This is a genomic window from Flavobacterium sp. 2 (genome assembly GCF_049949195.1).
Classification (GTDB): domain Bacteria; phylum Bacteroidota; class Bacteroidia; order Flavobacteriales; family Flavobacteriaceae; genus Flavobacterium.
Genome location: NZ_CP188206.1, coordinates 3,083,723 through 3,107,706, shown reverse-complemented (window position 1 = coordinate 3,107,706; position 23,984 = coordinate 3,083,723). Strand labels below are relative to the sequence as shown.

The following is a 23,984-nucleotide window of genomic DNA, read 5'->3' as shown; positions in this document are numbered from 1 at the left end:
ACAATGAAAAAAATTGTAATTACTCTGGCATTTGCATTAAGCATTATGCGTGTAAGTGCACAAACAGAAACGAAAGTGGCGGATAATTTTAATAAATGGTCCGTAGAACTTGATGGCGGTTTTAACAAAGCACAGCGTCCATTTACTTCAAGTAACTATTACAGCTCACGAATCAGTCCTTTTACTGCTGATTTAGGAGTAAGATATATGCTTAACAATAAGTTTGGTTTAAAAGCTGATTTTGGATACAATGAATTAACAGAGCAAAAAAACAGCTCACTTCCTTTTGATTCAAAATATTACAGAGTTGACTTGCAGGCAGTAGCAAACTTAGGCCGTATCATGAATTTTGAAACATGGACTAATACGTTTGGTTTATTAGCACACGCCGGTTTTGGAGTTGCTCAGTTAGAAAACAAAGACTACCATGTTAGAGACAGAATTGGAAACGCAATTGCTGGTTTGACAGGACAAGTAAGATTAACTGATAGAGTTGCTTTAACAGCAGATATGAGTACAATCTTAAATGCATACCAAGATCGTACTTTTGACGGAGCCGGAGCAACAGGAAACAGAGGTTTCTCAGGTTTACTTTTTAACGGAACTGTTGGTTTACAAGTTTACTTAGGTAAAAACACAAAACATGCTGATTGGGTTGTAATGTCTAATAATGCTGATATTGCCGCTTTAGAAAATAAAGTAGCTGGACTTGAAGAGCAAATTAAAAAAGCTCCGGAAAAACAAATTATTGTTGAAAAACCGGTAAGCAATACTGTTGTTTCAGACAAAGATGTTGTTAAAGAAATGATCAACGATAAATACTACAGTGTTTATTTTGATTTCAACAAATCAACGCCAATCGAAAATTCTACATCTGCAATTGATGTTATTTTATCTTATTTAAGAAAAAATCCATCGGCATCAATTGATATTGTTGGTCATGCAGATCAAGTTGGAAGTTCTGAATATAACAACAAGTTAGCAAATGCCAGAGCAACAAATGTTAAAACCATTTTAGAAAAAGCTGGTATTTCATCTTCAAGATTAAATGTTATCTCTGAAGGAGCTGACAATTCTATCCAGAAAGAGTCTGAAGAAGCAAGAAGATTAGCAAGAAGAGTTACTTTTAGAATAAAATAGTCACTTTTCTATTCCATGAATTAAGCCCTGTAGAAAGTTCTACAGGGCTTTTTTTATCATTAAAAAACAAAGAATTATCTTTAAGAGCTTTAAATATTCCTTTGCAAAAAATCATTTTATTTCATTAATTTTGAAAATATATCCACCAAATCCTAATGAAAAAATTACTCCTTCTAGGTCTTTTGCTTTCACAATCAATATTGTTGAGCCAAACTATATTAAATTCTGCTGTTTTAAATTTAAATAAGCCTTATGAAAATGGTCAGCTTATAAATGCTGAAAACACCAAAACCCACGAAGTATATGTTTTTGCTTCTGATAATAAGACTATCAATATTTTAAAATATAGTAAATCACTATTTCTTTCTAATCAATTCAAGGATACTTTACGAAGTGAACAAAAACGAATCCTGATGGGTTACAGTTTTGGAGAAGACAAAAATCCAACGCTATATTGGGGTTCTGATAATCATAAAAATATCCGAATTGTGAAATACAATTTGGAAACCAAAACATCTAGCACTTTAAGTTTTGATTTTCCGGCAAACACTGGAAACATTATAACTTCTTTCCAAAAAAACAATGCTTTTTATGTTCTTTCTAAAGAAAAAGATCAGGAACATTTGCTTTTGTTTGAATTCCGAAATGAAAAATGCGAAATAAAAATGTTCAATTTTACTCCTTTTTCTTTTAAGAATGAAAAAGGACAAGGTGTTTCATTTAGTGCGCTTGTTCAATATCATTATCCGATTGAAAAAATCGAATCCGAAGATTTTTCTTCTTTGGACAAAAGCGAGAAAAAAAGCAAAATGTACGTACAGGATGATCGCATTATCCTGACTTTTGATTATAATACAAAACAAACACAAGTTTTTAATCTTGATTTTCAGACAAATGAGGTAACAGAAAAAATCTTTGACACGCCAGAAACTCAGCTATCATCGAAAATCACAAACTCTTTTTACCTGGAGAATAAATTATATCAAATTAGTGCAAATACAGAACAGCTTTTATTCAGTATAAAAGATTTTAATTCGGGTAAAAGCATCAAAAATATTTCAGTCTCAAAAAATGATTCGATCACTTTTAAAAACTCACCAATGTTTTTGCAGATTAACGGAGAAAAACCTCAGAAATTAAAAACAACAGCCAAATTTCTAAAACAGTTATCCACCGTAAATGCAGCACTTTCAGCGTTTAAAAACAAACAAAATATTTTTGTCACTTTTGGCGGATTTGCTTCCTATCAATCTTTGAGCGTAAATTATGGGCCAAATGGCTTCCTTGACGGTTTTAATAACGTACAAGATGCAAGCAAAATGGTCTTTTTTGATGCTGCATTAAATCCTAATTTTGAGTTTGTAAGCAATCCTAATTTAGATCCTTTGGCGATTGACAATCTGAACTATTTCATGAATACAAGCAAAAACATTTCTTTAGTAAGTGTTCTAAAATTAACCGATTTCTATATTTTAGGCTATTATGACACAGTCGAAAAAAGCTATATTATGCGCAAATTTACAGATGGTTTTATGGATCAAAACCCAGGAAATCCTATTATGAATAAAGCAATGTTTTCAAAATCTATTCCTTTAAACAGAAATTAATATTGAGAATCCATCCAAATGTCCATTGTTTTAGCCATTTCTAAAAAGTGGAATGAATTATTTTCGTTAATTTTACAAAAAAGACATCATTATGCTATCAAAAAATATTGAAACAGCTTTAAACAAGCAAATTCGCATAGAAGCAGAATCTTCGCAAACTTATCTTTCTATGGCTTGTTGGGCTGAAGTACACGGATTAGAGGGAATCGCTCAATTTATGTACACACAGTCAGATGAAGAGCGCGCACACATGCTTAAATTAATAAAGTATGTAAACGAACGCGGAGGACACGCTCACATAACCGATTTAAAAGCGCCAAAAACAAGCTATTCTACTTTTAAAGAAATGTTTGAGGAGCTTTATAGTCATGAACTTTTTGTTTCGAAATCTATCAATGAATTAGTGCACATTACTTTTGAAGAAAAAGATTATGCAACACATAATTTCTTACAATGGTATGTATCTGAACAAATCGAAGAAGAAGCTACAGCTAAATCTATTTTGGATAAAATCAACTTGATTGGCGATGATAAAGGCGGACTTTACTTGTTTGACCGTGATATTCAGCAATTAACAGTTACAAGCTCAATCGCTATCAATCCAAAATAAAAAAAGTTAAAGTTTATTTAGAACATTTAAAAATAACTTTTTTGCTATATATTTGCCACTGTTTTTATAATACAGAGGAAAATTGGGCAAGAAAGAAAAAGACAAGGACAAGAAAAAGGATAAAAAGAAAAAGAAGAATAAAGTTATCCTTGAGAACATTAAGAAGTTGGAAAACTGTAAATCTTCTTGCTGTGAGAAATATAAAAAAAGCGAAAAGAAGCGTTGCTCGCGTTGTCCGATGTTTGATTTATTCAAAAAAACTGCTTAACGATATAAAACAAAACCCATCAGATTTCTCTGGTGGGTTTTTTAGTTTTAAATTGCAGTCCGCTTCTGATATTTAAATTTAATTATGGAAAACAATATTACGATCCCAAAATCTAGTCTTGATTTTTTGGTTCAACTCAAAGAAAACAATAACAAACCTTGGTTTGAAGCCAATAAACCACAATATTTAATCGAATTAAATCATATTGAGAATTTTGCTGGCGCTTTACTAAAAGAACTTTCCAAAACCGATGTTTTAGAAAATACTTCAGGCAAAAAAAGTGTTTATAGAATTTACCGTGATATCCGTTTTTCTAAAGATAAAACTCCTTTTAAACATTTTTGGGGAGGAAGTTACACGCGCGCAACTGCTGCCAGACGCGGCGGATATTATTTCCATTTGGAAAAAGGAAATAGTTTTTTTGCCGGAGGATTTTGGGGACCAAATGCCGCAGATTTAAAACGAATCAGAACAGAGTTTGCACTAGATCCTGAGACTTTTCAGAAAATATTGAATGCAAAATCTTTCGTCAGTAACTTCGGAACTTTACAAGGCGAACAACTCAAAACAAAACCAAAAGGCTTTGATGTTGATCATCCGGCAATTGATTTACTGCGTTTCAAACAATTTTTGGTTATAAAACGTTTTACTGACGAAGAAGTATTGAGTCCGCAATTTTTGGAAATGGCTTTAGACGCTTTCAAAAATATGAGACCTTTTTTTGATTATATGAGTGAAGTACTTACAACTGATATAAACGGCGCTTCTGTTTTATAAATATTCGGCACAAAATTAAACCCGACAGGTTTTTGAAATCTGTCGGGTTTGCTGTACTCAATCAAAAATTATTTACTGAGCAATAAAATATCATTTACAATTACTTCTGTAACATATCTTTTTTCGCCGTTTTTATCATCATAACTTCTGTGCGTTAATTTGCCTTCAACAGCGATTTCTTTTCCTTTTACTACATATTTTTCAATAATTTCAGCAACTTTTCCCCAAGCGGTTACGCGATGCCATTCTGTTTGCTGCACTTTTTCACCTTTGTCATTTTTGTAATAATCATTTGTTGCGATGGTCAAATGCGCAACCTTTTTTCCTGTTTCTAAAGTTCTGATTTCTGGTTCACCGCCTACGTTCCCAATTAATTGTACTCTGTTTTTCATTTCATTCATGGCTTATACTTTTTAATGTTTTTATAAATGTGAATCTGTTTTTCAAATTCAACGATGCAAAGATGTTTTCGCTACCAAAAATTAGTCGGTAGGAAACTATTTACTTTCGATTGTAACTATTTGTAAGCGTTTGTAAATGGAAATATTTTTGTATATTTGAGAGAAATCCTACGATATGCAGACAAAAATCAATAAAGTTGAGCTTCGTAATTTAGAGATCGAAGACTATAAGCAATTAAAAAATTCGATGATTCAATCTTATCCTGAAATGGCAAATTCATATTGGGAATCGAAAGAAATCGAAAAACTATTAGCCATTTTTCCAGAAGGTCAATTGGTCATTTTAGTAGACGGCATAGTGGTAGGATCGGCATTATCGCTTATTGTTGATGAAAAACTCGTTGACAAAAGACACAATTACAGTCAGATTCTGGGCAACTATACATTCTCCACACACAATATTGATGGAGAAATCTTATACGGAATTGATGTTTTTATTCATCCAAATTACCGCGGTCTGCGCTTGGGCCGACGTTTATATGATGCACGAAAAGAACTTTGCGAACAGCTGAATTTAAAAGCGATCGTATTTGCAGGAAGAATTCCGAATTATGCACAACATTCTAAAAAATTAACTCCAAAAAATTATATCGAAAAAGTAAAGCATAAAGAACTTTATGATCCAGTGCTTTCTTTTCAGCTAAGCAATGATTTTCATGTTTTGAGAATCATCAAAAATTATCTGGAAGGCGATGAAGAATCAAAAGAATTTGCGGTTTTACTGGAATGGAATAATATTTATTATGACGAAAGTCCGAAACTAATCAATCTTGAAAAAAGCGTCATCAGATTGGGGTTGATTCAATGGCAGATGCGTCAATTGAATAATCTGGAAGAATTTTTTGAACAAGCAGAGTTTTTTATTGATGTAGTTTCTGGTTATGGAAGCGATTTTGCCTTATTTCCAGAACTTTTCATTGCGCCTTTGATGGCCGATTATAATCATTTATCTGAAGCAGAAGCAATTCGGGAACTCGCCCGATATTCGGACCCAATCAGAAAACGTTTCCAGGAATTTTCCATTTCATACAATATCAACATTATAACCGGAAGCATGCCTCTTATGGAAAATGGCAATTTGTATAATGTTGGTTTTTTATGCAAACGAGACGGAACTTCGGAAATGTATACTAAAATTCATATCACGCCAAATGAAGTGGTGCATTGGGGAATGAAAGGCGGTTCAGAATTCAAAACTTTTGATACCGATTGTGGCAAAATTGGAATTTTAATCTGTTATGATGTCGAATTTCCAGAGCTTTCAAGATTATTGGCCGATGAAGGAATGAATATCCTTTTTGTTCCATTTCTAACCGATACCCAAAATGGTTATACGCGCGTAAAACATTGCTCACAGGCTCGAGCAATCGAAAATGAATGTTATGTTGCGATTGCTGGTTGCGTTGGGAATCTTCCGAAAGTGAATAATATGGACATTCAATATGCGCAGGCATCTGTTTTTACACCTTCGGATTTTGCTTTTCCAAGCAATGGAATTAAGGCAGAAGCGACTCCAAATACAGAAATGACATTAATTGTCGACGTCGATTTAAATTTATTAAAAGAACTTCACGAACATGGGAGTGTCCACACTTTAAAAGACAGAAGAACAGATTTATATGAAATTAAAAAACTAAATTCATGAAGACTTGCCTCGAATGTTCCGAAAAAATTGTTGGCAGAGAAGACAAAAAATTTTGCTCAGACAGCTGCCGAAATGCCTACAACAACAAAATAAATAAAGACAGCACTAATTTTATGCGAAATGTAAACAATAAATTACGCAAAAATTACCGTATTTTGGCTGAGTTAAATACCGAAGGGAAATCGAAAGCAACGAGGGAAAAAATGATAAATAAAGGTTTTGATTTTGATTTCTTTACCAATATCTTGCAGACCAAAACAGGAAATACCTACTATTTCTTGTATGACCAAGGATATCGATCTTTGGATAACGATTATTTTATGCTAGTTAAAAAAGAAATATAGACTATTCATCATGAAAAAAAACCCCACCTCAATTCTTGGATTTCTTTGTGTATTAGGCATTTTGGGCATTATTTATGCCACAATGATGCCACAATATATTTCTCGGGAAGAAGAAGCACTCGCTGAATTCTCGACGGAAAGAGCCTTGAATCAGGTAGAAATAATTGCGCAAAAACCGCATTATGTAGGGTCGACCAATCATGAATTAGTAGCAAATTATCTAATACTCGAACTAAATAGAATTGGATTAGAAACTTCCGTTCAGGAAGGATTTACACTTAATGACAGAGGTCTTTTGGTAAAATCTAAAAATATTCTGGCGCGCATCAAAGGAACTAATAATTCAAAAGCGCTTTTACTTCTTTCACATTACGACAGTGCTCCCCATTCTTTTTCAAAAGGTGCCAGCGACGACGCATCAGGAGTTGCAACAATTCTTGAAGGAATTCGTGCTTTTTTATATGCTAAACAGCCTCAAAAAAATGACATTATAATTCTTTTTTCTGATGCTGAAGAATTAGGTTTAAATGGTGCAGCACTTTTTGTAAACAAACATCCATGGGCAAAAGATGTTGGTTTAGTACTAAACTTCGAAGCAAGAGGATCATCTGGTCCGAGTTACATGTTGATGGAAACCAACAAAGGAAACAAAGCTCTTGTAAAGGAATTTGCAAATGCAAAAACAGCTTATCCAGTTTCTAATTCGTTGATGTACAGCATTTACAAAATGCTTCCAAATGATACCGATTTAACTGTTTTTAGAGAACAAGGCAAAATTCAGGGTTTTAATTTTGCTTTTATCGACGGACATTACAATTATCACACACAGCAAGACGACGTACAACATTTGAATAAAACTACCCTGGCACATCAAGGATCTTACTTGATGCCCTTATTAAAATATTTATCAAATACCGATTTAAACGCTACTGACTCTACAGAAGACGATGTTTATTTCAGTGTTCCATTTTCTTTTATCAGTTATCCTTTTTCGTGGGTAACACCAATGACGCTGATCGCTTTAGGATTACTTATCCTTTTTATTTTTATTGGAAAAGCCAAACATATCATCAGCTTCAGAGAAATTTTCAAAGGCTTTGTACCACTTATTGGAGCTGTAGTCATTGCTGGATTAGTAACTTTTTTAGGATGGAAAATTGTTTTAGAAATTTATCCGCAATATTCTGATTTACTAAACGGATTCACTTATAACGGCCACGCTTATATTGGCGCATTTGTTACGCTAAGCATAGCTATTTGTTTTGCATTCTATCATCATTTTTCTGAACCAAAATCATCTATGAATCATTTTGCGACTGCATTGCTGCTTTGGATTATCATAAATGGTTTTATTGCCAATAGTTTGGTTGGAGCAGGTTTCTTAATTGTTCCGGTTTATTTTGGTATAATTTTATTCGGAATTTATGTTCTTACCGGACACAATAGTTTAGCATTAAATTTATTGTTTTCTATACCGGCTTTAATCATCATTGCGCCATTTATTGTAATGTTTCCAATTGGTTTGGGATTAAAAATTCTTTTTGGAAGTGCCATCCTAACCGTTCTTGCATTTGGCTTACTTCTTCCGGTATTTGGCTCTTTTATTAAAAAAGGAGTTTGGACGATGTTCTTCTTTGCCATTTCAATTGGTTTTTTCATCTATGCGGGCTATCATTCTGGATACGAGCACGGAAAAGCAAAATCAAACAGTTTGTTATATGTTTATAATGCAAACAACAATTCGGCTGTATGGACAACTTATGATGTTAATTTAGACGATTGGACAAAATCATATTTGGGTGAAAAAAATCAAAAAGCAGTTGGATTAAATAGTCTTCCGCTTGCCAGCAAATACAATTCTGGCTTTACTTATAGCGCGATTGCTCCTGTTGTTGATGTTCCAAAACCAACAATTTCTTTCCTTAGAGACAGCGTAATAGGCAACAAAAGATTTCTAAAAATCAGAATAACGCCAAACCGAAAAGTAAACCGTTATGACATTTTTGCCAATCCAAAAATGACATTTTATAACTTTAAGGCAAACGGTGTTGCAACATCAGGCGAAAAAACCAATAAACTTGAGCGTGAAGGTGCAAAAATATTATGTTATTATGTTGTTGGAAACGAACCTCTTGAAATGGAATTCTACATTAACAAATCATCGGTTTTTGATATGGATTTAATTGAAAGCTCTTTCGATTTAATGACTAATCCATTGCTTAAAGTCAAACCAAGAAGCGATTGGATGATGCCAACTCCATTTGTATTGAATGACGCTGTTTTAGTTCAGCAAAAAATAAAAAGATACACAGCACCTGTGCCTCAACTGCCTGTTGCTCCGGTAACAGACAGTTTGGCCGTTGTGAAAGACAGTTTAAAACCAACAGTTATTAAACCAGAATAAAAACAAATTCAGCCTAATTTTAATTATTTAAGATGAAAAAAAACTTCTTGCTTTTTTTAACTTTTACAAGTCTTTCAGCACTTCAAGCACAAACGGTCGAAGAAAAAATCGCAGCAAAATCCTGTGAGTGTTTGGAAAAAAGTTCAAAAATTACAGAAGATGTTTACAGAGATTGTCTCACAAAACCAATGGCCTAACTGATTTTAACAGATAAAGACCCAAAAGTCCGAGAATCGATAAATACAGTTGATGGAATTAAAACCATGATTCTTAAAATTCAAGGTGTCGTTTCTAAAAAATGTCCCAACTTGGTTCCGAGTTTAACGGAAAACAAAGACGATGTTTTTTACGGCGAATCAAAAAATAAAAAAGCGCAGAATTTTTATGTAATTGCGAAAGATTTTATGCAAAAGAACAATTACAAACTGGCTATTGAAAGTTTTTTACTGGCTTTAAATGAAGATCCAAATTTTGTTCTTGCGCTTGATGATATCGCAGTTTCCTACCGACAATTGAATGATTACGATAACGCGATAAAATATTATAAGAAATCATTAGAAGTTTATCCCGAAGGGAATTTTGCTTTGATGAATATTGGCGTTGTTTATACTTTTAAATCCGATTATAAAACTGCGATCAGCTATTATGAAAAACTGATTCAATATCATCCAAATAATGCTGAAGGATACTTTGGCGCCGGAAAGAACTATTTTCTGATGAAAGATGATGAAAAGGCATTGGACAATATTTTTATGGCGCATATTATTTATACGAATGAAAATTCAGATTATCAGAAAGATTCTGAGCAAATGCTGGGTGCTATTTATCAGAAGATGAAATCGGAAAACAAAGAAGATTTATTCAAAAAAATTGCAGAGAAAAACAATGTTAAAATAGAATAAAATGGCAACAAATATTTCTACAATCGTTCTGAATGCCCCAATCGAAAAAGTATGGAATGCCTTGACAAAACCAGAATTGGTGAAACAATGGCAATACGGAAGTAACCTCGTCACAAACTGGGAGAAAGGCACTGAAATACGATTTAGAAATGAATGGGAAGGCCAAGTTTTCGAACAATGGGGAACGGTTTTAGAAGTTATTCCAAATCAGAAAATTAGTTACTCTTTATTTTTCCCAAGACCGGGATTAGAAGATAAACCAGAGAACTATTTCATCATGAATTATGTTTTATCTGAAGAAAATCAAAAAGTAAAACTCGAAATAATCCAGGAAGACAATCGTCCGGGAGCCGTTCAGGAAGAATCACAAGGCGAAGAAAATCCAATTTTACAAGGTTTAAAAGCTTTAATTGAGGCTTAAAATTAGGTACAAAGAAACAGAGTTACAAAGTGACAAAGATTTAAAAAAGCACTATGAAAATAGTGCTTTTTGTTATTTTGCTTGTTTGCTAAAAAACTTAGCACCTTAGAATCTTAGCATCTTAGAACCTTTAAAGGCTTAACATGCACATTCAATTTTCAATCCTTCCTTCACTCCTTTTGTGCCTTCTGTTGCATAACCGTCAAACTTCCACCACTCGATTCCCCCAATTAGTTCTTTCACTTTAAATCCTAATTTTGTCATATTCAAAGCGCCTTTTGTTGAAGCATTGCAGCCAATTCCGTCGCAATACGTAACATACAAAACGTCTCGGTCTAAATGTTGTGTTGTTTCTAAATTCATTTCTCGATGCGGAATATTAATCGCATTCGGAATATGTTCTGCTTCAAATCCAAAAGCTTTTCTGGCATCAAGTGCAATTACTTTTTCACCATTATTTAAAGCTTCAAATAAATCAGAAGGATCCATTTCAAAGGCCAGTTTATTTTCGTAATGTTTGATTTGCGCTTCCATAGTTTGTTGTTTTAAAGGTTTTTGTTTTTCCAAAAGTAAAACGGTTTCAGCTTTCATAAAAACGAAAAGAATTCATGCAGAACATTACTTTTTTTCATACAAAAGCCACTCTAAAATTTTGTTACTTTGTGTATTAATAGTCTAAAAATGGAAATACGCCACTTAAAATTGATAAAAGCAATTGTTGAAGAAGGAAGCATCACAAAAGCAATCGACAAACTTCATTTGACACAATCGGCATTGAGTCATCAACTCAAAGAAGCGGAATATCAATTGGGTACGGCCATTTTTTTGCGAACCAACAAAAAATTGGTTTTAACAAAAGCGGGCGAAAAAATCTATGATTTAGCTAATGAAATCCTAGACAAACTCACCGAAACCCAAACGCAAATCAAACAAATGGTTTTTGGAGAATATGGTGAAATCCGAATCAGCACCGAATGTTTTTCCAGTTACCACTGGCTTCCATCGGTTATGAAACAATTTCATTTGCTGTATCCTAATGTCGAATTGAAAATTGTTGCCGAAGCGACTCATATTCCGCTTCAAAAACTTTTGGATAATACTATCGATATTGCCGTTGTAAGCGATACGATTAAAGACAATAACATTAAATACACCGAGCTTTTTCAAGACGAAGTTGTAATGGCGGTTTCTGAAAATCATCCGTGGGCTGATAAAAAATATGTTGTTGCAGAGGATTTTGTAAATGAACATTTGATTATTCATTCACTTCCGATGGAAACCGTGACTATTCACCAATTTCTTTTGGCTCCAGCCAAAGTTTCACCAAAGAAAATTACACCGATGCCGCTAACAGAAGCATCTCTGGAAATGGTAAAAGCTGATATGGGCGTAATGTCAATGGCAAAATGGGCGCTTCAGCCACATTTAAAAACCAGCCCGATAAGAGCAATCAAAGTCGGGAAAAATGGTTTGAAGCGAAAACATTTCATTGCAACCCGCGCGAATGAAAATTATCCGGATTATTTTCATCATTTCATCAATTTTCTTCAAACCGAAATTAATTTACAATGGAATATTTAATCCGAAATTGTGAAATCACAGATTTACCTAAACTCTTAGTTTTGCTTCAAAAACATGCAGAATTCGAAAAAGCCGAATTTTCATCTGAAAGAAAAGAAGAGAATCTAAAGAAAGCTTTATTCAGCGAAAAACCCAAATTATTCTGTTTGGTTGTTGCCACAAAAGAAACAATTGTTGGTTATGTTTCGTATACTTTTGATTTTTCGACCTGGGATGCCTCAACATTTTTATACATGGATTGTTTGTTTTTAGAAGAAAACGCACGAAGTTTTGGAATTGGAGAAGTTTTAATTGAGAAGCTCAAGGAAATCGGAACTCAAAACAATTGCGTAAATATTCAATGGCAGACTCCAGAATTCAATGAACGAGCAATCAAATTTTACAAGAGAATTGGTGCAAAAGGAAAAGATAAAGTCCGATTTACGCTAACTTTGTAATATAAATAAAACTGAAGCTATTTAATCTTGCAAAGTCGCAGAGTCGCAAAGAAAATTAAACTTGGCGTCTTAGCAACTTTGCGAGATTATTACTCAAAGCAAACAAAAATGACAAAAATAAGTATACTTGGTTGTGGCTGGCTAGGATTTCCTTTGGCAAAAAAACTGATTGAAAAAGGAAATTCGATAAACGGCTCAACAACTTCAGAAAATAAACTATCTATTTTAAAAGATTCGGCAATAAATCCGTTTTTGGTTGCGCTGGAAAGCGAAAGTATTTCAGAAAGTATAAATGCTTTTTTATCCGAAAGTGAAATCTTAATTATAGATATTCCTCCAAAATTGAGAGCGGTCGATCCAAACGCTGAAAAGAAAGTTTTTGTCGAAAAAATCAAGAATCTAATTCCGTTTATAGAGAAATCATCTGTTGAGAAAGTACTTTTTGTGAGTTCAACTTCTGTTTACAGCGATGAAAATGATTTCATAAACGAAGAAACCGCTCCTAATCCTGAAACAGAAAGCGGCAAACAATTGTTTTTGGCTGAAAATATTCTTCTTGAAAACAAAAACTTCCAAACAACGATTTTACGTTTCGGCGGATTAATCGGCGAAGACCGTCATCCGGTAAAACATTTATCAGGAAAAGAAAACCTTGAAAATCCAGATGCCCCAGTAAATCTAATTCATCAAAATGACTGCATCGGTATTATTGAAGAAATCATAAACCAATCAAAATGGAACGAAATTTTCAATGCCGTTGCACCTTTTCATCCAACAAGAGAGGAATATTATACCCAAAAAGCAACAAAACAAAATCTGGTTTTGCCCAAATTCAGTTCTGAAAAATCGAATATTAAAAAGGTTATTTCAAGCGAAAAAATTGAAAATGTTTTAGATTATAAATTTGGATTGGCTGATTATTAAAACTTACAATTCACAGATTTTAAAATAAAAACACTATTTTTCCTTCATAAAATAATTGTTTTTCAACATGAAAAAACTCCGCTTTCTATTTTCAATTTGCTTTTTATTACTTTCATTTTTCCAAAGTTACGCTCAGGACGAAGCTTATTCTTCTGGTGAAAATCCCGAAAAAATAAAACAATTTCATGCAGACATTCTCTTAAAAGAAAATGGAAATATTATCGTTACAGAAACGATTAAAGTTTATGCTAAAGGTGAGCAAATCGATCATGGTATATTTAGAGAACTTCCATTGATGACTGATTCGCCAAAAGTTTCTAAAAATAATTTTTACACCGTTTTAAATGTTACCCGCGACGGTCTCAAAGAGTTGTATCATATCGATGAAGATAGTGAAACATTTAAAATCTATATTGGCGACAAAGATTATTCTCTTCCAGAAGGAACTTACACTTACAAAGTGACTTATGAAGTTGAAGCGCAAACACATTCTTATGATGAATTTGACGAAATTTATTGGAATGTTACCGGAAACTACTGGCAGTTTGAAATTGAAAATGTTACCGCAAAAATAATTTTACCAAAATCTGCTAAAGCTTTTCAAACATCTTGTTATACCGGAATTTTAGGTTCGAAAGCACATGAATGCAACTCTAAAATAGTTGACAATTGTATCTATTTTACTTCCAAAAATCTAAAAAAAGAAGAAGGTTTTACTATTGCAGCAGGCTTTCCAAAAGGAATTGTTCATCAGCCATTTTTCTCTCCTCATTATAAAATGGAGGAATTCTTAGCGCTAGATAAAATGCTACTTGCAATCGGTGTGGTTTCGATTTGCTTTGCATTTTATTATTTTTCGTGGAAAAGATATGGCGAAGATCCGTTGTTAAAAAATGAAAACAGCAAAATCGATCTGAAAAATCTCTATTCTGCAACTTCATTACATTACATAAAAGAAAGATATGTCAGTTCGCAAACGCTTTTGATTGCGATAATTAATCTTTCAAAAAAAGGGGCTATTGAAATTTCCGATAACGGAAAAGAAAATTGGGCGGATGAGTTTCAATATTCCCTTAAAAAAGGAAGTATAACGACCGATTTATCCAAAGAAGAAAATGCAGTTTTAGAAGCTTTATTCGAAGAAAATGATTCTTTTGAAATTGATAAAAAAACCTATTTAATCTTTGATAAAGCCAAAGAGGCACTTGAGAAATCGCTCGAAAGCCAATACAATTTAAAAGATTATTTTTCGAGCAATTACAAACAAATTTTAATAGGTTTTGCAATTACAATTCCGGCATTATTGGGATATTGTTACGTTGCAAAAGGAACCATTTTTGGGGCCGCTATTTTTGGTTTTACGCTTCTAATATTTACTATCTTGCTTCTCAGAGGCATGATACAAACAATTATTAAACAAGACTACGGCTCCAGTTTCTTGTGTTTTTTCCTGTCAATCTTTTCGGGCGTTTTTTGCTTTGCATCATTTTTTGCAAGCAATGTAGACAAAAGCTATTCTGTCCTGAATTTGTTGGTTCTCTTTCTAATAATTTTCGGATTTAGTATCTATTTAAGTTTGATAAGCGTTTATACCCAACTCGGAATTGAAACAAAATTTCAAATCAAAAAACTGAAACAGTATTTATTAGATTACAAACCCGAAGAAAACACAACTTCAATACACATTTATGAAGAAAATCTGCCTTATGCCTTTGCATTAGGAATTGAAGACAAATGGACTCTAAAATTCACTACTATTTTAAAAAAACTGAACTACACCAATAATTGGATAAGAACCTCTGAAGGTTCTTCGGGATTTTCGATTAAAATGATGACACATTTTAGTTCTACCTACAATACATTTTCAAGCAGCTCAAGCAGTGGAAGTTCTGGCGGAGGAAGCTCCGGTGGAGGTGGCGGCGGTGGCGGAGGCGGCGGCTGGTAAAATCTGCCTTAAATTGCAAATGAACCTATACAACAGATAGGATTCAAAAATATTCGCGAACTTTGTGATTAAATTAAAAAAATGCAAACAGCTTACATCAACTCGCCTTTAGGAATCACCAAAATTGTTGGAGATGAAAATGGTATTGCCGTGATTTCTGTTTCTGATGTTGGCACAAATGAAGTTTCTAAAAAAATCCCAAAAGTTTTAAAAGATGCTGTTTCTCAATTAAATGAATATTTTGAAGGCAAAAGAACCGATTTCGACTTAAAACTGAATCCACAAGGAACCGAATTTCAACAAAAAGCCTGGAAAGCATTATTGGAAATTCCGTATGGAAAAACAATAAGTTACATGGATCAGACAAAAAAATTAGGCGATATAAAAGCAATTCGCGCAGTGGCATCGGCAAATGGAAAAAATCCGCTTTGGATTGTTGTTCCTTGTCATCGCGTTATCGGGACAAATGGATCTTTAACCGGATACGCCGGCGGATTGTCTCGTAAAAAATGGCTTTTGGAACATGAAAGTCCAAGTAAACAGCAAAGTTTGTTTTAAAAAATAAGTTAATTCTTATGTAAAGATTGGTTTTTCGTACCTTTATAAATCTAAGGAGTCTAAAAATCTAACATCTAAGATGTCTAAATAATGATTGAAAAAATAAACCTCAATAACATTTTATTTCTTGATATTGAAACCGTTCCGGAAGAAGAAAACTTCAATTCGCTTGACGCGGAAATGCAATCGCTTTGGGATTTAAAAACACAATATCAGCGAAAAGACGATTTTACACCTGAAGAATTTTATGATCGCGCAGGAATTTGGGCGGAGTTTGGCAAGATTATCTGTATTTCAGTTGGCTTTTTCACCATCAAAGGGGATATTCGAAATTTTAGAGTGACATCGTTTTTTGGCGATGAGAAAAAGATTCTGAAAGACTTTAATAATCTTCTGAACAATCATTTCAATCAGCCACAACATCTTTTGTGCGGACATAATGCAAAGGAATTCGATATTCCGTTTATTGCCCGCCGAATGATCATCAACCAAATTGCAATTCCGGATAAACTGAATTTATTTGGGAAAAAACCTTGGGAAATTCCACATTTGGATACTTTAGAATTATGGAAGTTTGGTGATTACAAGCATTTTACTTCTTTAAAATTATTGACAAAAATTCTTGGAGTTCCTTCTCCAAAAGGCGATATCGACGGAAGTCAGGTGGCACATGTTTTTTATGTCGAAAAAGACATTGACCGCATTATTACTTATTGCGAAAAAGACACGATTGCCGTTGCTCAAATTTTTCTTCGTTTGCGTCGTGAAGATTTATTGATTGATGACGAAATTATTCATGTCTGATTTTTTTTAAGATGATATCCCGAGGCTTCGGGACTAAGTTGCTAAGATACTGAGGTTTCTTATCATGAACTTATATCACTTATATGGTTTAATAAAAAGTTTTAAAAATGATTCATTCTGAAATTTCACACCATCGTTTGGTTGCTCAAAAATTGTACAAAGAGACCAATTGCTCTCCGCAAGAAGTTGTTTATCATTTTGGAGCAATGCAGGCGCAGGATTATGCAATGGCAAAATGGGCGATTGGTTCTCGTTGCGATGCTAGCGAAAAAGAGATTGAAAAAGCTGTGAATTCGGCCAAAATTATTCGGACACATATTTTGCGTCCAACCTGGCATTTTGTTTCCGCTGAAGATATTTATTGGATGTTGGATCTTTCTGCGCCACAAGTGAAACGTTTTACAGCTTCTGCAGCCAAAAAATTTGATTATGACGACAAAAAACTAAATCAGGCAAATGTTGCAATTGAAAAACTTTTATCAGGAAATAATCATTTAACGCGTGAGGAAATCATGCAGGAACTCAATATCAAAAAAACTTCAAGCGCTGATTTTTTAAGTGCCGCCATTATGATGAATGCCGAATTGGATGGTTTGGTTTGTAACGGAAAAATGAAAGGCAAACAAATCACTTATGCTTTACTTGAAGAAAGAGTTCCGAAGCCAAAAAACAAATTAACGAAAGAAGAAGCTTTAGCAAAACTTGCTCTAAGATATTTTGAAAGTCATGGTCCAGCAACAGTTCTTGATTTTTCGTGGTGGTCTGGTTTTCCGCCTACTATTTGCAAAAAAACTATTGATGCAATTATGTTGCAATTAAATAGTATAGAAATCGAAAATCAAAATTATTATTTTGTTAATCAAGAAATTGAAAACATTAACTTCAAGGAAAGCATTCACTTTCTTCCTGCTTTTGATGAAATTTTAATTTCATACAAAACTCGTGAAGCTTCCTTTTTAGCACAAAATCAATCAAAGGTTTTTACCAATAATGGCATTTTCAAACCAATAATTTTAGAAAACGGAAAAGTAATCGGAATCTGGAAAAGAACGATTAAAAAAGATCACGTCAGAATCGAAGCTGAATTTTTCGATGAAACTGAATCAAGCAAAAAACAGCTTCTTTTCGAAGAAATTAAATCTTTTGAAAAGTATTTGGAAACGAAAGTTATTATCGAATAAATAGGATTTTAAGTAAAGAATTGTTCTTTTTAGCGATTACTTCTTGTTTCGCTACTTAAATCTTTATGCTTATTATTGCTAAATAATTACATTTACAAAAAATTACAATTATGGTATTAAGCAGATTTTGGTTAGCGATTTTTATTTCTTCTATTCTCTTTATTGTAGTCAGTTTATTCACTGCCAATACTTACACTATTGATTCTGTATTGAATGGAAAAAAAGACGACCCAATTTTAGTTTCTGAAAAATACATTGAAGAACTTCCTGCTTTCATCAAAGACAGTATTTCAAAAGCGAAAGATCAAACCATGATTATCAATCGTGATACGCTAAATGCCGACACGACTTATGTTTACAAAAATAAAACGGTAAAAATTTACAGTGGTCTGCAAAAATCTGATGGTTTATTGCCAACTTGCAAAAGCACTTTGGTTGATTTAATTCTTCCCCTTATTGCCTATTTAGCCTTTTTCTGTGGATTAATGGAGCTTTTAATTATTTCTGGAGCATCTGGAAAATTAGCTAAAACCTTAAGTCCGGTTTTTGTAAAAGTGTTTCCAAGTATTCCTAAAAATCACCCATCGATTTCCTATATGACATTAAACTTTGCTGCCAATTTCCTCGGATTAGATTCGGCTGCAACACCATTTGGATTAAAAGCAATGGAAAGTTTACAGGAAATAAATCCCGAAAAAGATAAAGCCAGCGATGCACAAATCATGTTTATGTGTCTGCATGCTTCTGGTTTGACTTTGATTGCGACTTCAATTATTGGATATCGCGCTGCCGCAAACGCAACAAATCCAGCCGATGTAATTCTTCCTTGTGTTATTACTTCGTTTATTGGTACAATTGCCGCTTTCCTTATTGTTGGAATCAAACAAAAAATTAATTTTAAAAGTGCTTCACTTGTAATTGGCTTAATTACAATGATTGCTGCAATTGTAGGTTTACTGATGTATGTGAATCATTTGGATTTAATTGGAAAAAATTACTTTACTTCTAATCTTTCAGGTTTAATTTTACTTACAATTGTTCTTTTTACTTTGATTTTCTCTTTCACACACGAGAAAAAATTCAAAGAAGCCGATACTACTGTTTTCGACACTTTTGTTGTTGGAGCAAACAACGGAGTTAAAACCGGAGTTACTATTTTTCCTTATGTTTTAGGAATGTTGGTGGCAATTTCATTATTCAGAAACAGCGGATTATTCGAAATCATCAGTGACGGAATCGGATTTGTATTTTCAAATTTAGGTGTAAGCCAGGAGATCACAAATGCGTTGCCAGTTGCGATGCTACGTCCGTTTAGTTCTGCAGGATCAAGAGGATTTTTAATTGATTCGATGAATACTTTTGGCGCCGATTCTTTAACAGCGCGATTGAGTAGTATTTTTCAATGCAGTGCTGAAAGTACGTTTTATGTAATTGCGGTTTATTTTGGTTCTGTGAATATCAAAAATACGCGCTACGCTTTGGGAACTATGCTTTTGGTCGATTTGATTTGTGTGATTACGGCAATTTTTGTGGCGACTTGGTTTTTTTAGAACATTAACATATACATTAAACTGGACTGAAGTCCAGCCCTACAAAATAAATCGTTCCTCCGGAACTTTATAAAGAGCCAGCAGCTCGAACTATATTGTAGAGCTGGACTTCAGTCCAGTTTAACCATATAAATGATTTGATTATATTTATTTGTAAGATTATTTTGTAATTTTGAGATTAAAATTCAATCTTTTAAGTTTATTACAAAATGTCAAACACCTTTCATCAAGTTTATATCCAAGCCGTTTTTGCAGTCAAATACCGAGAAGCATTAATTACTCCAGAATGCAAATCTAAAATCTTAAGCGTAATTGGAAATTTGATTAATGAAACCGGATGCAAAACGATTATAGTAAATGGAACCGAAGATCATGTTCACTGTCTTTTAGCACTTAAACCAACTATTTCCATTTCAGATTTAATGAAAATTGTAAAAGGAAAATCATCAAAATTCATCAATGATCATCAATTGACTAAATACAAATTTGAATGGCAGGAAGGTTATGGTGTTTTTTCATACAGCAAATCTCATATTGATGCTGTTTATAAATATATTGCGAATCAAGAAGAACATCACAAAAAACAAAATTTCAGAGACGAATACTTCTCTTTCTTAAATAAATATAATGTCAAATTTGACGAAAGATGTGTTTTTGAAAATCTAATATAACATTACACCATATTAAATTTATTACGTTCAAACTGGACTGAAGTCCAGCCCTACAATATGGGCCGAGCCGCTGGCTCTTTTTTTAAAGTTCCGGAGGAACGATTTATTTTGTAGAGCTGGACTTCAGTCCAGTTTGAATGAAATAACAATTTTAATTATCTATATCTCACAAACGCCCCTAATTCAAATTCTTTCTTAGGTAAATAATTTCTAACTTTGTAAAAAAACAAAACAATGATTGATTTTATATACCAAGATCCTTATCCAATTTTAAAGGATGAGACACAATACCGCAAAATCACCTCTGATTTTGTAAAAGTTGAAAAATTTGGAGAACGTGAGGTTTTAACAGTAGATCCAAAAGGTTTAGAATTATTGGCTGAAGAAGCCTTAACAGATGTTTCGTTCATGCTTAGAACGACGCATTTACAAAAATTAAGAAACATTCTTGACGATCCTGAAGCTACAGACAATGATCGTTTTGTTGCTTACAATTTGCTTCAAAATGCTTCTGTCGCTGCCGAAGGCCAATTACCAAGCTGTCAGGATACCGGAACGGCAATTGTAATGGCGAAAAAAGGTGAAAGTATTTTCACGGGTGTTGATGATGCAGAATGGTTAAGCAAAGGAATTTTCAATACGTACCAAAAACGTAATTTACGTTATTCTCAAATCGTTCCGATTTCGATGTTTGAAGAAAAGAATTCAGGTTCAAATCTTCCGGCTCAAATTGATATTTATGCTAAAAAAGGAACTTCGTACGAATTCTTGTTTATGGCAAAAGGCGGAGGATCCGCAAATAAGACTTATTTATATCAGCAAACAAAATCATTATTGAATGATAAATCTTTAGATGCATTTATTAGAGCAAAAATCAAAGATTTAGGAACTTCGGCTTGTCCTCCTTATCACTTGGCTTTGGTTATTGGTGGAACTTCTGCGGAAGCGAATCTAAGCGCTGTTAAAAAAGCATCTGCAGGATATTATGATCATTTGCCAACTTCGGGAAACATGGCTGGTCAGGCGTTTCGTGATTTAGAGTGGGAAGAAAAAGTTCAAAAAATCTGTCAGGAAAGTGAAATTGGCGCTCAGTTTGGTGGAAAATATTTCACGCATGATGTTCGTGTAATTCGTTTGCCTCGTCACGCAGCTTCTTGTCCAGTTGGATTAGGCGTTTCTTGTTCTGCGGATAGAAACATCAAAGGAAAAATTACAAAAGACGGAATCTTCGTTGAGCAATTAGAAGTAAATCCGAAACAATTTTTACCGGAAACAGCGCCACATTTAGAAGCTCCGGTTGAAGTTGATTTAGATCAGCCAATGGCAGATATTTTAGCAAAATTATCTCAATACCCTATCAAAACCCGTTTGAAATTAAACGGAACTGTTATCGTTGCAAGAGATATTGCACACGCAAAAATTAAAGAATTATTGGATGCCGGAAAACCAATGCCGGAATATTTCAAAAATCACCCGGTTTATTACGCTGGTCCGGCTAAAACTCCGGAAGGAATGGCTTCAGGAAGTTTTGGACCAACAACGGCTGGACGTATGGACGTTTATGTGGATGAATTCCAGAAAAATGGTGGAAGTATGGTGATGCTTGCTAAAGGAAATCGCACGAAACAAGTTACGGATGCCTGCAACAAATACGGAGGATTCTATTTGGGTTCTATCGGAGGTCCGGCTGCTATTTTGGCCCAAGACAATATTTTGAAAGTTGAAGTTGTTGATTTTGAAGAATTAGGAATGGAAGCTGTTCGTAAAATTACTGTGAAAGATTTCCCTGCTTTTATCATTACTGATGATAAAGGAAATGATTTCTTCGAGAATTTATAGTCTAAGACACTAAGGTTCTAAGATACTGAGATTCTAAGTTTTCTTTATAAATATAAAAACCGCCTTTTGGGCGGTTTTTATATTTATATATTTTTTGCTTTAAATATTATGCACTAAGCGCATTTTTCTCAAATGCTATAAAATGCGAAACTTCTCCTTTCGAATTATAAACAGGAAAACCGTTGATGTGACAACTGTATACCTTTCCGTTTTTTTTGTAGTTTTCAATTGTCTTTTCAAACGAAATTTTTGAATGAATTGCTTCTCTAATTTCTTGCAAAACATACGGGCACGTTTCCGGGCCTTGAAACATTTTGGGTGTGTTTCCTAAAATTTCCGCTTCGGTATAACCCGTCATTCTTTTAATTTTACTGGAGGCAAAAACGATTTTTAAATTCAAATCGGTTATTACAATTACTTCGTTTTTAATTCGTTCTTCTATTTTAAGTTCTCTTTCATTCCATGCATATTGAGATGAAATCGTATGCAACCTTTTCAAATCAGCAGTCATGGCTTTCAATTCATTTATATATTCATAGTGAAAATCCCAAGCCAAGATTGGAACCGAATAACGATAAGATGCTTCTTCAGGGTTAGCGTTTTTCATATTGGAGCGATTTAAATTAGATGACTATTCTCTCAAAGATAAGATGAAAATTTGAACTTTCTTTACGTGAAACCGTAATTTCAAAGATTATAACAAATCAAAAAGAAAATTTCAATTGCACAACAACTGCTTTCTTTTCCTCTGTATTTAAGTTACTTAGCGAAATTCCGAGCAATCGTACAGAATCTTTCATTCGTTCTTGATACAATAATTCTTCCACAATTTCTAAAATCAGACTTTTATCTGAAATAAAATAAGGAAGTGTTTTGCTTCGGGTTTGTTGTGTAAAATCACTGTATTTTATTTTAAGAGTAACAGTTTTACCTGAAATTTTGTGCTTTTTCAACCGTTTTTCTAATGAAGCTGCAATTCTATCAAGCTGCTCAAGCATAAAAATTTCAGAAGATAAATTAACATCAAAAGTATGTTCAGCTGCAACTGATTTTGTTATCCGATGTGCTTTTACTTCGCTATTATGAATTCCACGAACTACTTTATAATAAAAAGCGCCAGATTTCCCGAAATGTTTTTCCAGAAATTCTATTGTTTTACTTTTTAAATCGGCTCCGGTAAAAATTCCAAGTTGATACATTTTTTCGGTGGTTACTTTCCCAACGCCATAAAATTTCCGAATTGGCAGTTCTTCTAAAAAAGCTAAAATCTCATCTGGATTTACCGTTTTTTGTCCGTTAGGTTTATTTACATCGCTGGCAATTTTAGCAACAAATTTGTTTACTGAAATTCCGGCAGATGCCGTAAGTCCAACTTCATTGAGAATTCGTAATCTAATTTCCTGTGCAAGCAAACTCGCACTTGGATTTCCTTTTTTATTTTGCGTTACATCAAGATAAGCCTCGTCAAGCGAAAGCGGTTCAACCAAATCAGTATATTCATGAAAAATTTTATGGATTTTGGAAGAAATCTCTTTGTAGCGGTCAAACCTCGGACGAACAAAAATGATTTCAGGACAGTATTTCTTGGCCAAAACTCCGCTGATAGCACTTCGAACACCAAATTTCCTGGCTTCGTAACTTGCTGCCGAAACTACTCCCCGATTTTCAGAACCACCAACTGCGACAGGTTTTCCTCGCAAAGCAGGATTATCCATCTGCTCGACAGAAGCATAAAAAGCATCCATGTCAATATGAATAATTTTTCGATATGTTGGCACTTCTGACATATTGCAAATTTAAAAAGTAAAGCAATAAAAAGTCACTGCAAATAGTTATAAATAATACCAATCTTTAAAGAATAAAAAATCATTGAGTTGAAACCAATTATTCTTTCTATTTTTGTTCTTCTACTCGA

24 protein-coding genes are annotated in these 23,984 nt (G+C 33.6%); 20 read left to right on the top strand and 4 right to left on the bottom strand.

From position 1 onward, the window contains the following. Positions 1-3 precede the first annotated feature (3 nt). The 4 genes from ACNFIH_RS13325 (at position 4) to ACNFIH_RS13310 (ending at position 4,402) form a co-directional block, all read left to right on the top strand. Entirely contained in the window at positions 4-1,140 is a 1,137-nt protein-coding gene (locus ACNFIH_RS13325) for an OmpA family protein (protein WP_426483519.1), read from the top strand. Positions 1,141-1,295: 155 nt separating this feature from the next. Then, positions 1,296-2,747 (top strand): hypothetical protein, encoded by a 1,452-nt coding sequence (locus ACNFIH_RS13320; RefSeq protein WP_426483518.1) that lies wholly within the window; start codon positions 1,296-1,298, stop codon positions 2,745-2,747. 91 nt (positions 2,748-2,838) lie between these two features. Beyond that, on the top strand, positions 2,839-3,357 hold the full coding sequence (locus tag ACNFIH_RS13315) for a ferritin (protein WP_142451389.1): 519 nt from the start codon (positions 2,839-2,841) through the stop codon (positions 3,355-3,357). Between the two features lie 352 nt (positions 3,358-3,709). Next, positions 3,710-4,402 (top strand): DUF2461 domain-containing protein, encoded by a 693-nt coding sequence (locus ACNFIH_RS13310; RefSeq protein ID WP_426483517.1) that lies wholly within the window; start codon positions 3,710-3,712, stop codon positions 4,400-4,402. Between the two features lie 68 nt (positions 4,403-4,470). Here the strand turns inward: ACNFIH_RS13310 and ACNFIH_RS13305 are convergent, their stop codons facing one another. Next, positions 4,471-4,794, bottom strand: a complete 324-nt coding sequence (locus ACNFIH_RS13305) for a single-stranded DNA-binding protein (RefSeq protein ID WP_035653503.1) — start codon at positions 4,792-4,794, stop codon at positions 4,471-4,473. 184 nt (positions 4,795-4,978) lie between these two features. Here ACNFIH_RS13305 and ACNFIH_RS13300 point away from each other — a divergent pair, with 184 nt between their 5' ends. The 6 genes from ACNFIH_RS13300 (at position 4,979) to ACNFIH_RS13275 (ending at position 10,579) form a co-directional block, all read left to right on the top strand. Then, on the top strand, positions 4,979-6,508 hold the full coding sequence (locus tag ACNFIH_RS13300) for a bifunctional GNAT family N-acetyltransferase/carbon-nitrogen hydrolase family protein (protein ID WP_035652749.1): 1,530 nt from the start codon (positions 4,979-4,981) through the stop codon (positions 6,506-6,508). After that, entirely contained in the window at positions 6,505-6,852 is a 348-nt protein-coding gene (locus tag ACNFIH_RS13295) for a hypothetical protein (RefSeq protein ID WP_035652746.1), read from the top strand. The genes ACNFIH_RS13300 and ACNFIH_RS13295 overlap by 4 nt, the downstream gene beginning before the upstream one ends. Before the next feature lie 10 nt (positions 6,853-6,862). Next, a complete protein-coding gene (locus tag ACNFIH_RS13290; RefSeq protein ID WP_426483516.1) occupies positions 6,863-9,256 on the top strand; it encodes a M28 family peptidase in 2,394 nt (797 codons plus the stop codon). A 32-nt stretch (positions 9,257-9,288) separates the two neighbouring features. After that, positions 9,289-9,453 (top strand): hypothetical protein, encoded by a 165-nt coding sequence (locus tag ACNFIH_RS13285; RefSeq protein ID WP_426483515.1) that lies wholly within the window; start codon positions 9,289-9,291, stop codon positions 9,451-9,453. A 66-nt stretch (positions 9,454-9,519) separates the two neighbouring features. Continuing rightward, positions 9,520-10,158: a tetratricopeptide repeat protein gene (locus tag ACNFIH_RS13280; RefSeq protein WP_426483514.1), complete on the top strand. Its 639-nt coding sequence runs from the start codon at positions 9,520-9,522 to the stop codon at positions 10,156-10,158. Between the two features lies 1 nt (position 10,159). Beyond that, positions 10,160-10,579, top strand: coding sequence for an SRPBCC family protein (locus tag ACNFIH_RS13275; RefSeq protein ID WP_426483513.1), 420 nt, complete (start codon positions 10,160-10,162; stop codon positions 10,577-10,579). 138 nt (positions 10,580-10,717) lie between these two features. Here the strand turns inward: ACNFIH_RS13275 and ACNFIH_RS13270 are convergent, their stop codons facing one another. Further along, positions 10,718-11,113: a rhodanese-like domain-containing protein gene (locus ACNFIH_RS13270; protein ID WP_426486725.1), complete on the bottom strand. Its 396-nt coding sequence runs from the start codon at positions 11,111-11,113 to the stop codon at positions 10,718-10,720. Between the two features lie 147 nt (positions 11,114-11,260). On the opposite strand from ACNFIH_RS13270, the gene ACNFIH_RS13265 reads away from it, so the two are divergent. The 10 genes from ACNFIH_RS13265 (at position 11,261) to ACNFIH_RS13220 (ending at position 22,069) form a co-directional block, all read left to right on the top strand. Further along, entirely contained in the window at positions 11,261-12,160 is a 900-nt protein-coding gene (locus ACNFIH_RS13265; protein WP_426483512.1) for a LysR family transcriptional regulator, read from the top strand. Next, complete coding sequence (locus tag ACNFIH_RS13260) at positions 12,148-12,597, top strand: N-acetyltransferase family protein (RefSeq protein ID WP_426483511.1); 450 nt, start codon at positions 12,148-12,150, stop codon at positions 12,595-12,597. The genes ACNFIH_RS13265 and ACNFIH_RS13260 overlap by 13 nt, the downstream gene beginning before the upstream one ends. 108 nt (positions 12,598-12,705) lie before the next feature. After that, a complete protein-coding gene (locus ACNFIH_RS13255; RefSeq protein ID WP_426483510.1) occupies positions 12,706-13,521 on the top strand; it encodes an SDR family NAD(P)-dependent oxidoreductase in 816 nt (271 codons plus the stop codon). Between the two features lie 67 nt (positions 13,522-13,588). Beyond that, positions 13,589-15,466, top strand: coding sequence for a DUF2207 domain-containing protein (locus ACNFIH_RS13250; protein WP_426483509.1), 1,878 nt, complete (start codon positions 13,589-13,591; stop codon positions 15,464-15,466). 81 nt (positions 15,467-15,547) lie between these two features. Then, the gene (locus ACNFIH_RS13245; RefSeq protein ID WP_426483508.1) at positions 15,548-16,024 is read left to right on the top strand and encodes a methylated-DNA--[protein]-cysteine S-methyltransferase; all 477 of its coding nucleotides are present in this window, start codon (positions 15,548-15,550) and stop codon (positions 16,022-16,024) included. 90 nt (positions 16,025-16,114) lie between these two features. Continuing rightward, a complete protein-coding gene (locus ACNFIH_RS13240; protein ID WP_426483507.1) occupies positions 16,115-16,828 on the top strand; it encodes a 3'-5' exonuclease in 714 nt (237 codons plus the stop codon). 107 nt (positions 16,829-16,935) lie between these two features. Further along, a complete protein-coding gene (locus tag ACNFIH_RS13235; protein WP_426483506.1) occupies positions 16,936-18,009 on the top strand; it encodes a winged helix DNA-binding domain-containing protein in 1,074 nt (357 codons plus the stop codon). 110 nt (positions 18,010-18,119) lie between these two features. Then, complete coding sequence (locus ACNFIH_RS13230; protein WP_426483505.1) at positions 18,120-19,559, top strand: nucleoside recognition domain-containing protein; 1,440 nt, start codon at positions 18,120-18,122, stop codon at positions 19,557-19,559. Positions 19,560-19,768: 209 nt separating this feature from the next. Next, entirely contained in the window at positions 19,769-20,230 is a 462-nt protein-coding gene (gene tnpA / locus ACNFIH_RS13225; protein WP_426483504.1) for an IS200/IS605 family transposase, read from the top strand. 234 nt (positions 20,231-20,464) lie between these two features. Continuing rightward, positions 20,465-22,069 carry a fumarate hydratase gene (locus tag ACNFIH_RS13220; RefSeq protein WP_426483503.1) on the top strand — a complete coding sequence of 535 codons (1,605 nt, stop codon included), beginning with the start codon at positions 20,465-20,467 and terminating at the stop codon, positions 22,067-22,069. Positions 22,070-22,175: 106 nt separating this feature from the next. Here ACNFIH_RS13220 and ACNFIH_RS13215 read toward each other — a convergent pair whose 3' ends face one another. Further along, entirely contained in the window at positions 22,176-22,676 is a 501-nt protein-coding gene (locus ACNFIH_RS13215) for a PAS domain-containing protein (protein ID WP_426483502.1), read from the bottom strand. 97 nt (positions 22,677-22,773) lie between these two features. After that, positions 22,774-23,856 (bottom strand): DNA polymerase IV, encoded by a 1,083-nt coding sequence (gene dinB / locus ACNFIH_RS13210; RefSeq protein WP_142451372.1) that lies wholly within the window; start codon positions 23,854-23,856, stop codon positions 22,774-22,776. Positions 23,857-23,984 lie beyond the last annotated feature (128 nt).

Coding starts and splice junctions, on each gene's coding strand:
- ACNFIH_RS13220 (WP_426483503.1), top strand. CDS start 20,465: ATGATTGATTTTATATACCAAGATCCTTATCCAATTTTAAAGGATGAG.
- tnpA (WP_426483504.1), top strand. CDS start 19,769: ATGTCAAACACCTTTCATCAAGTTTATATCCAAGCCGTTTTTGCAGTC.
- ACNFIH_RS13250 (WP_426483509.1), top strand. CDS start 13,589: ATGAAAAAACTCCGCTTTCTATTTTCAATTTGCTTTTTATTACTTTCA.
- ACNFIH_RS13255 (WP_426483510.1), top strand. CDS start 12,706: ATGACAAAAATAAGTATACTTGGTTGTGGCTGGCTAGGATTTCCTTTG.
- ACNFIH_RS13285 (WP_426483515.1), top strand. CDS start 9,289: ATGAAAAAAAACTTCTTGCTTTTTTTAACTTTTACAAGTCTTTCAGCA.
- ACNFIH_RS13290 (WP_426483516.1), top strand. CDS start 6,863: ATGAAAAAAAACCCCACCTCAATTCTTGGATTTCTTTGTGTATTAGGC.
- ACNFIH_RS13260 (WP_426483511.1), top strand. CDS start 12,148: ATGGAATATTTAATCCGAAATTGTGAAATCACAGATTTACCTAAACTC.
- ACNFIH_RS13230 (WP_426483505.1), top strand. CDS start 18,120: ATGGTATTAAGCAGATTTTGGTTAGCGATTTTTATTTCTTCTATTCTC.
- ACNFIH_RS13310 (WP_426483517.1), top strand. CDS start 3,710: ATGGAAAACAATATTACGATCCCAAAATCTAGTCTTGATTTTTTGGTT.
- ACNFIH_RS13270 (WP_426486725.1), bottom strand. CDS start 11,113: ATGGAAGCGCAAATCAAACATTACGAAAATAAACTGGCCTTTGAAATG.
- ACNFIH_RS13305 (WP_035653503.1), bottom strand. CDS start 4,794: ATGAAAAACAGAGTACAATTAATTGGGAACGTAGGCGGTGAACCAGAA.
- ACNFIH_RS13275 (WP_426483513.1), top strand. CDS start 10,160: ATGGCAACAAATATTTCTACAATCGTTCTGAATGCCCCAATCGAAAAA.
- ACNFIH_RS13240 (WP_426483507.1), top strand. CDS start 16,115: ATGATTGAAAAAATAAACCTCAATAACATTTTATTTCTTGATATTGAA.
- ACNFIH_RS13215 (WP_426483502.1), bottom strand. CDS start 22,676: ATGAAAAACGCTAACCCTGAAGAAGCATCTTATCGTTATTCGGTTCCA.
- ACNFIH_RS13235 (WP_426483506.1), top strand. CDS start 16,936: ATGATTCATTCTGAAATTTCACACCATCGTTTGGTTGCTCAAAAATTG.
- ACNFIH_RS13245 (WP_426483508.1), top strand. CDS start 15,548: ATGCAAACAGCTTACATCAACTCGCCTTTAGGAATCACCAAAATTGTT.
- ACNFIH_RS13265 (WP_426483512.1), top strand. CDS start 11,261: ATGGAAATACGCCACTTAAAATTGATAAAAGCAATTGTTGAAGAAGGA.
- ACNFIH_RS13325 (WP_426483519.1), top strand. CDS start 4: ATGAAAAAAATTGTAATTACTCTGGCATTTGCATTAAGCATTATGCGT.
- ACNFIH_RS13315 (WP_142451389.1), top strand. CDS start 2,839: ATGCTATCAAAAAATATTGAAACAGCTTTAAACAAGCAAATTCGCATA.
- dinB (WP_142451372.1), bottom strand. CDS start 23,856: ATGTCAGAAGTGCCAACATATCGAAAAATTATTCATATTGACATGGAT.
- ACNFIH_RS13295 (WP_035652746.1), top strand. CDS start 6,505: ATGAAGACTTGCCTCGAATGTTCCGAAAAAATTGTTGGCAGAGAAGAC.
- ACNFIH_RS13320 (WP_426483518.1), top strand. CDS start 1,296: ATGAAAAAATTACTCCTTCTAGGTCTTTTGCTTTCACAATCAATATTG.
- ACNFIH_RS13280 (WP_426483514.1), top strand. CDS start 9,520: ATGATTCTTAAAATTCAAGGTGTCGTTTCTAAAAAATGTCCCAACTTG.
- ACNFIH_RS13300 (WP_035652749.1), top strand. CDS start 4,979: ATGCAGACAAAAATCAATAAAGTTGAGCTTCGTAATTTAGAGATCGAA.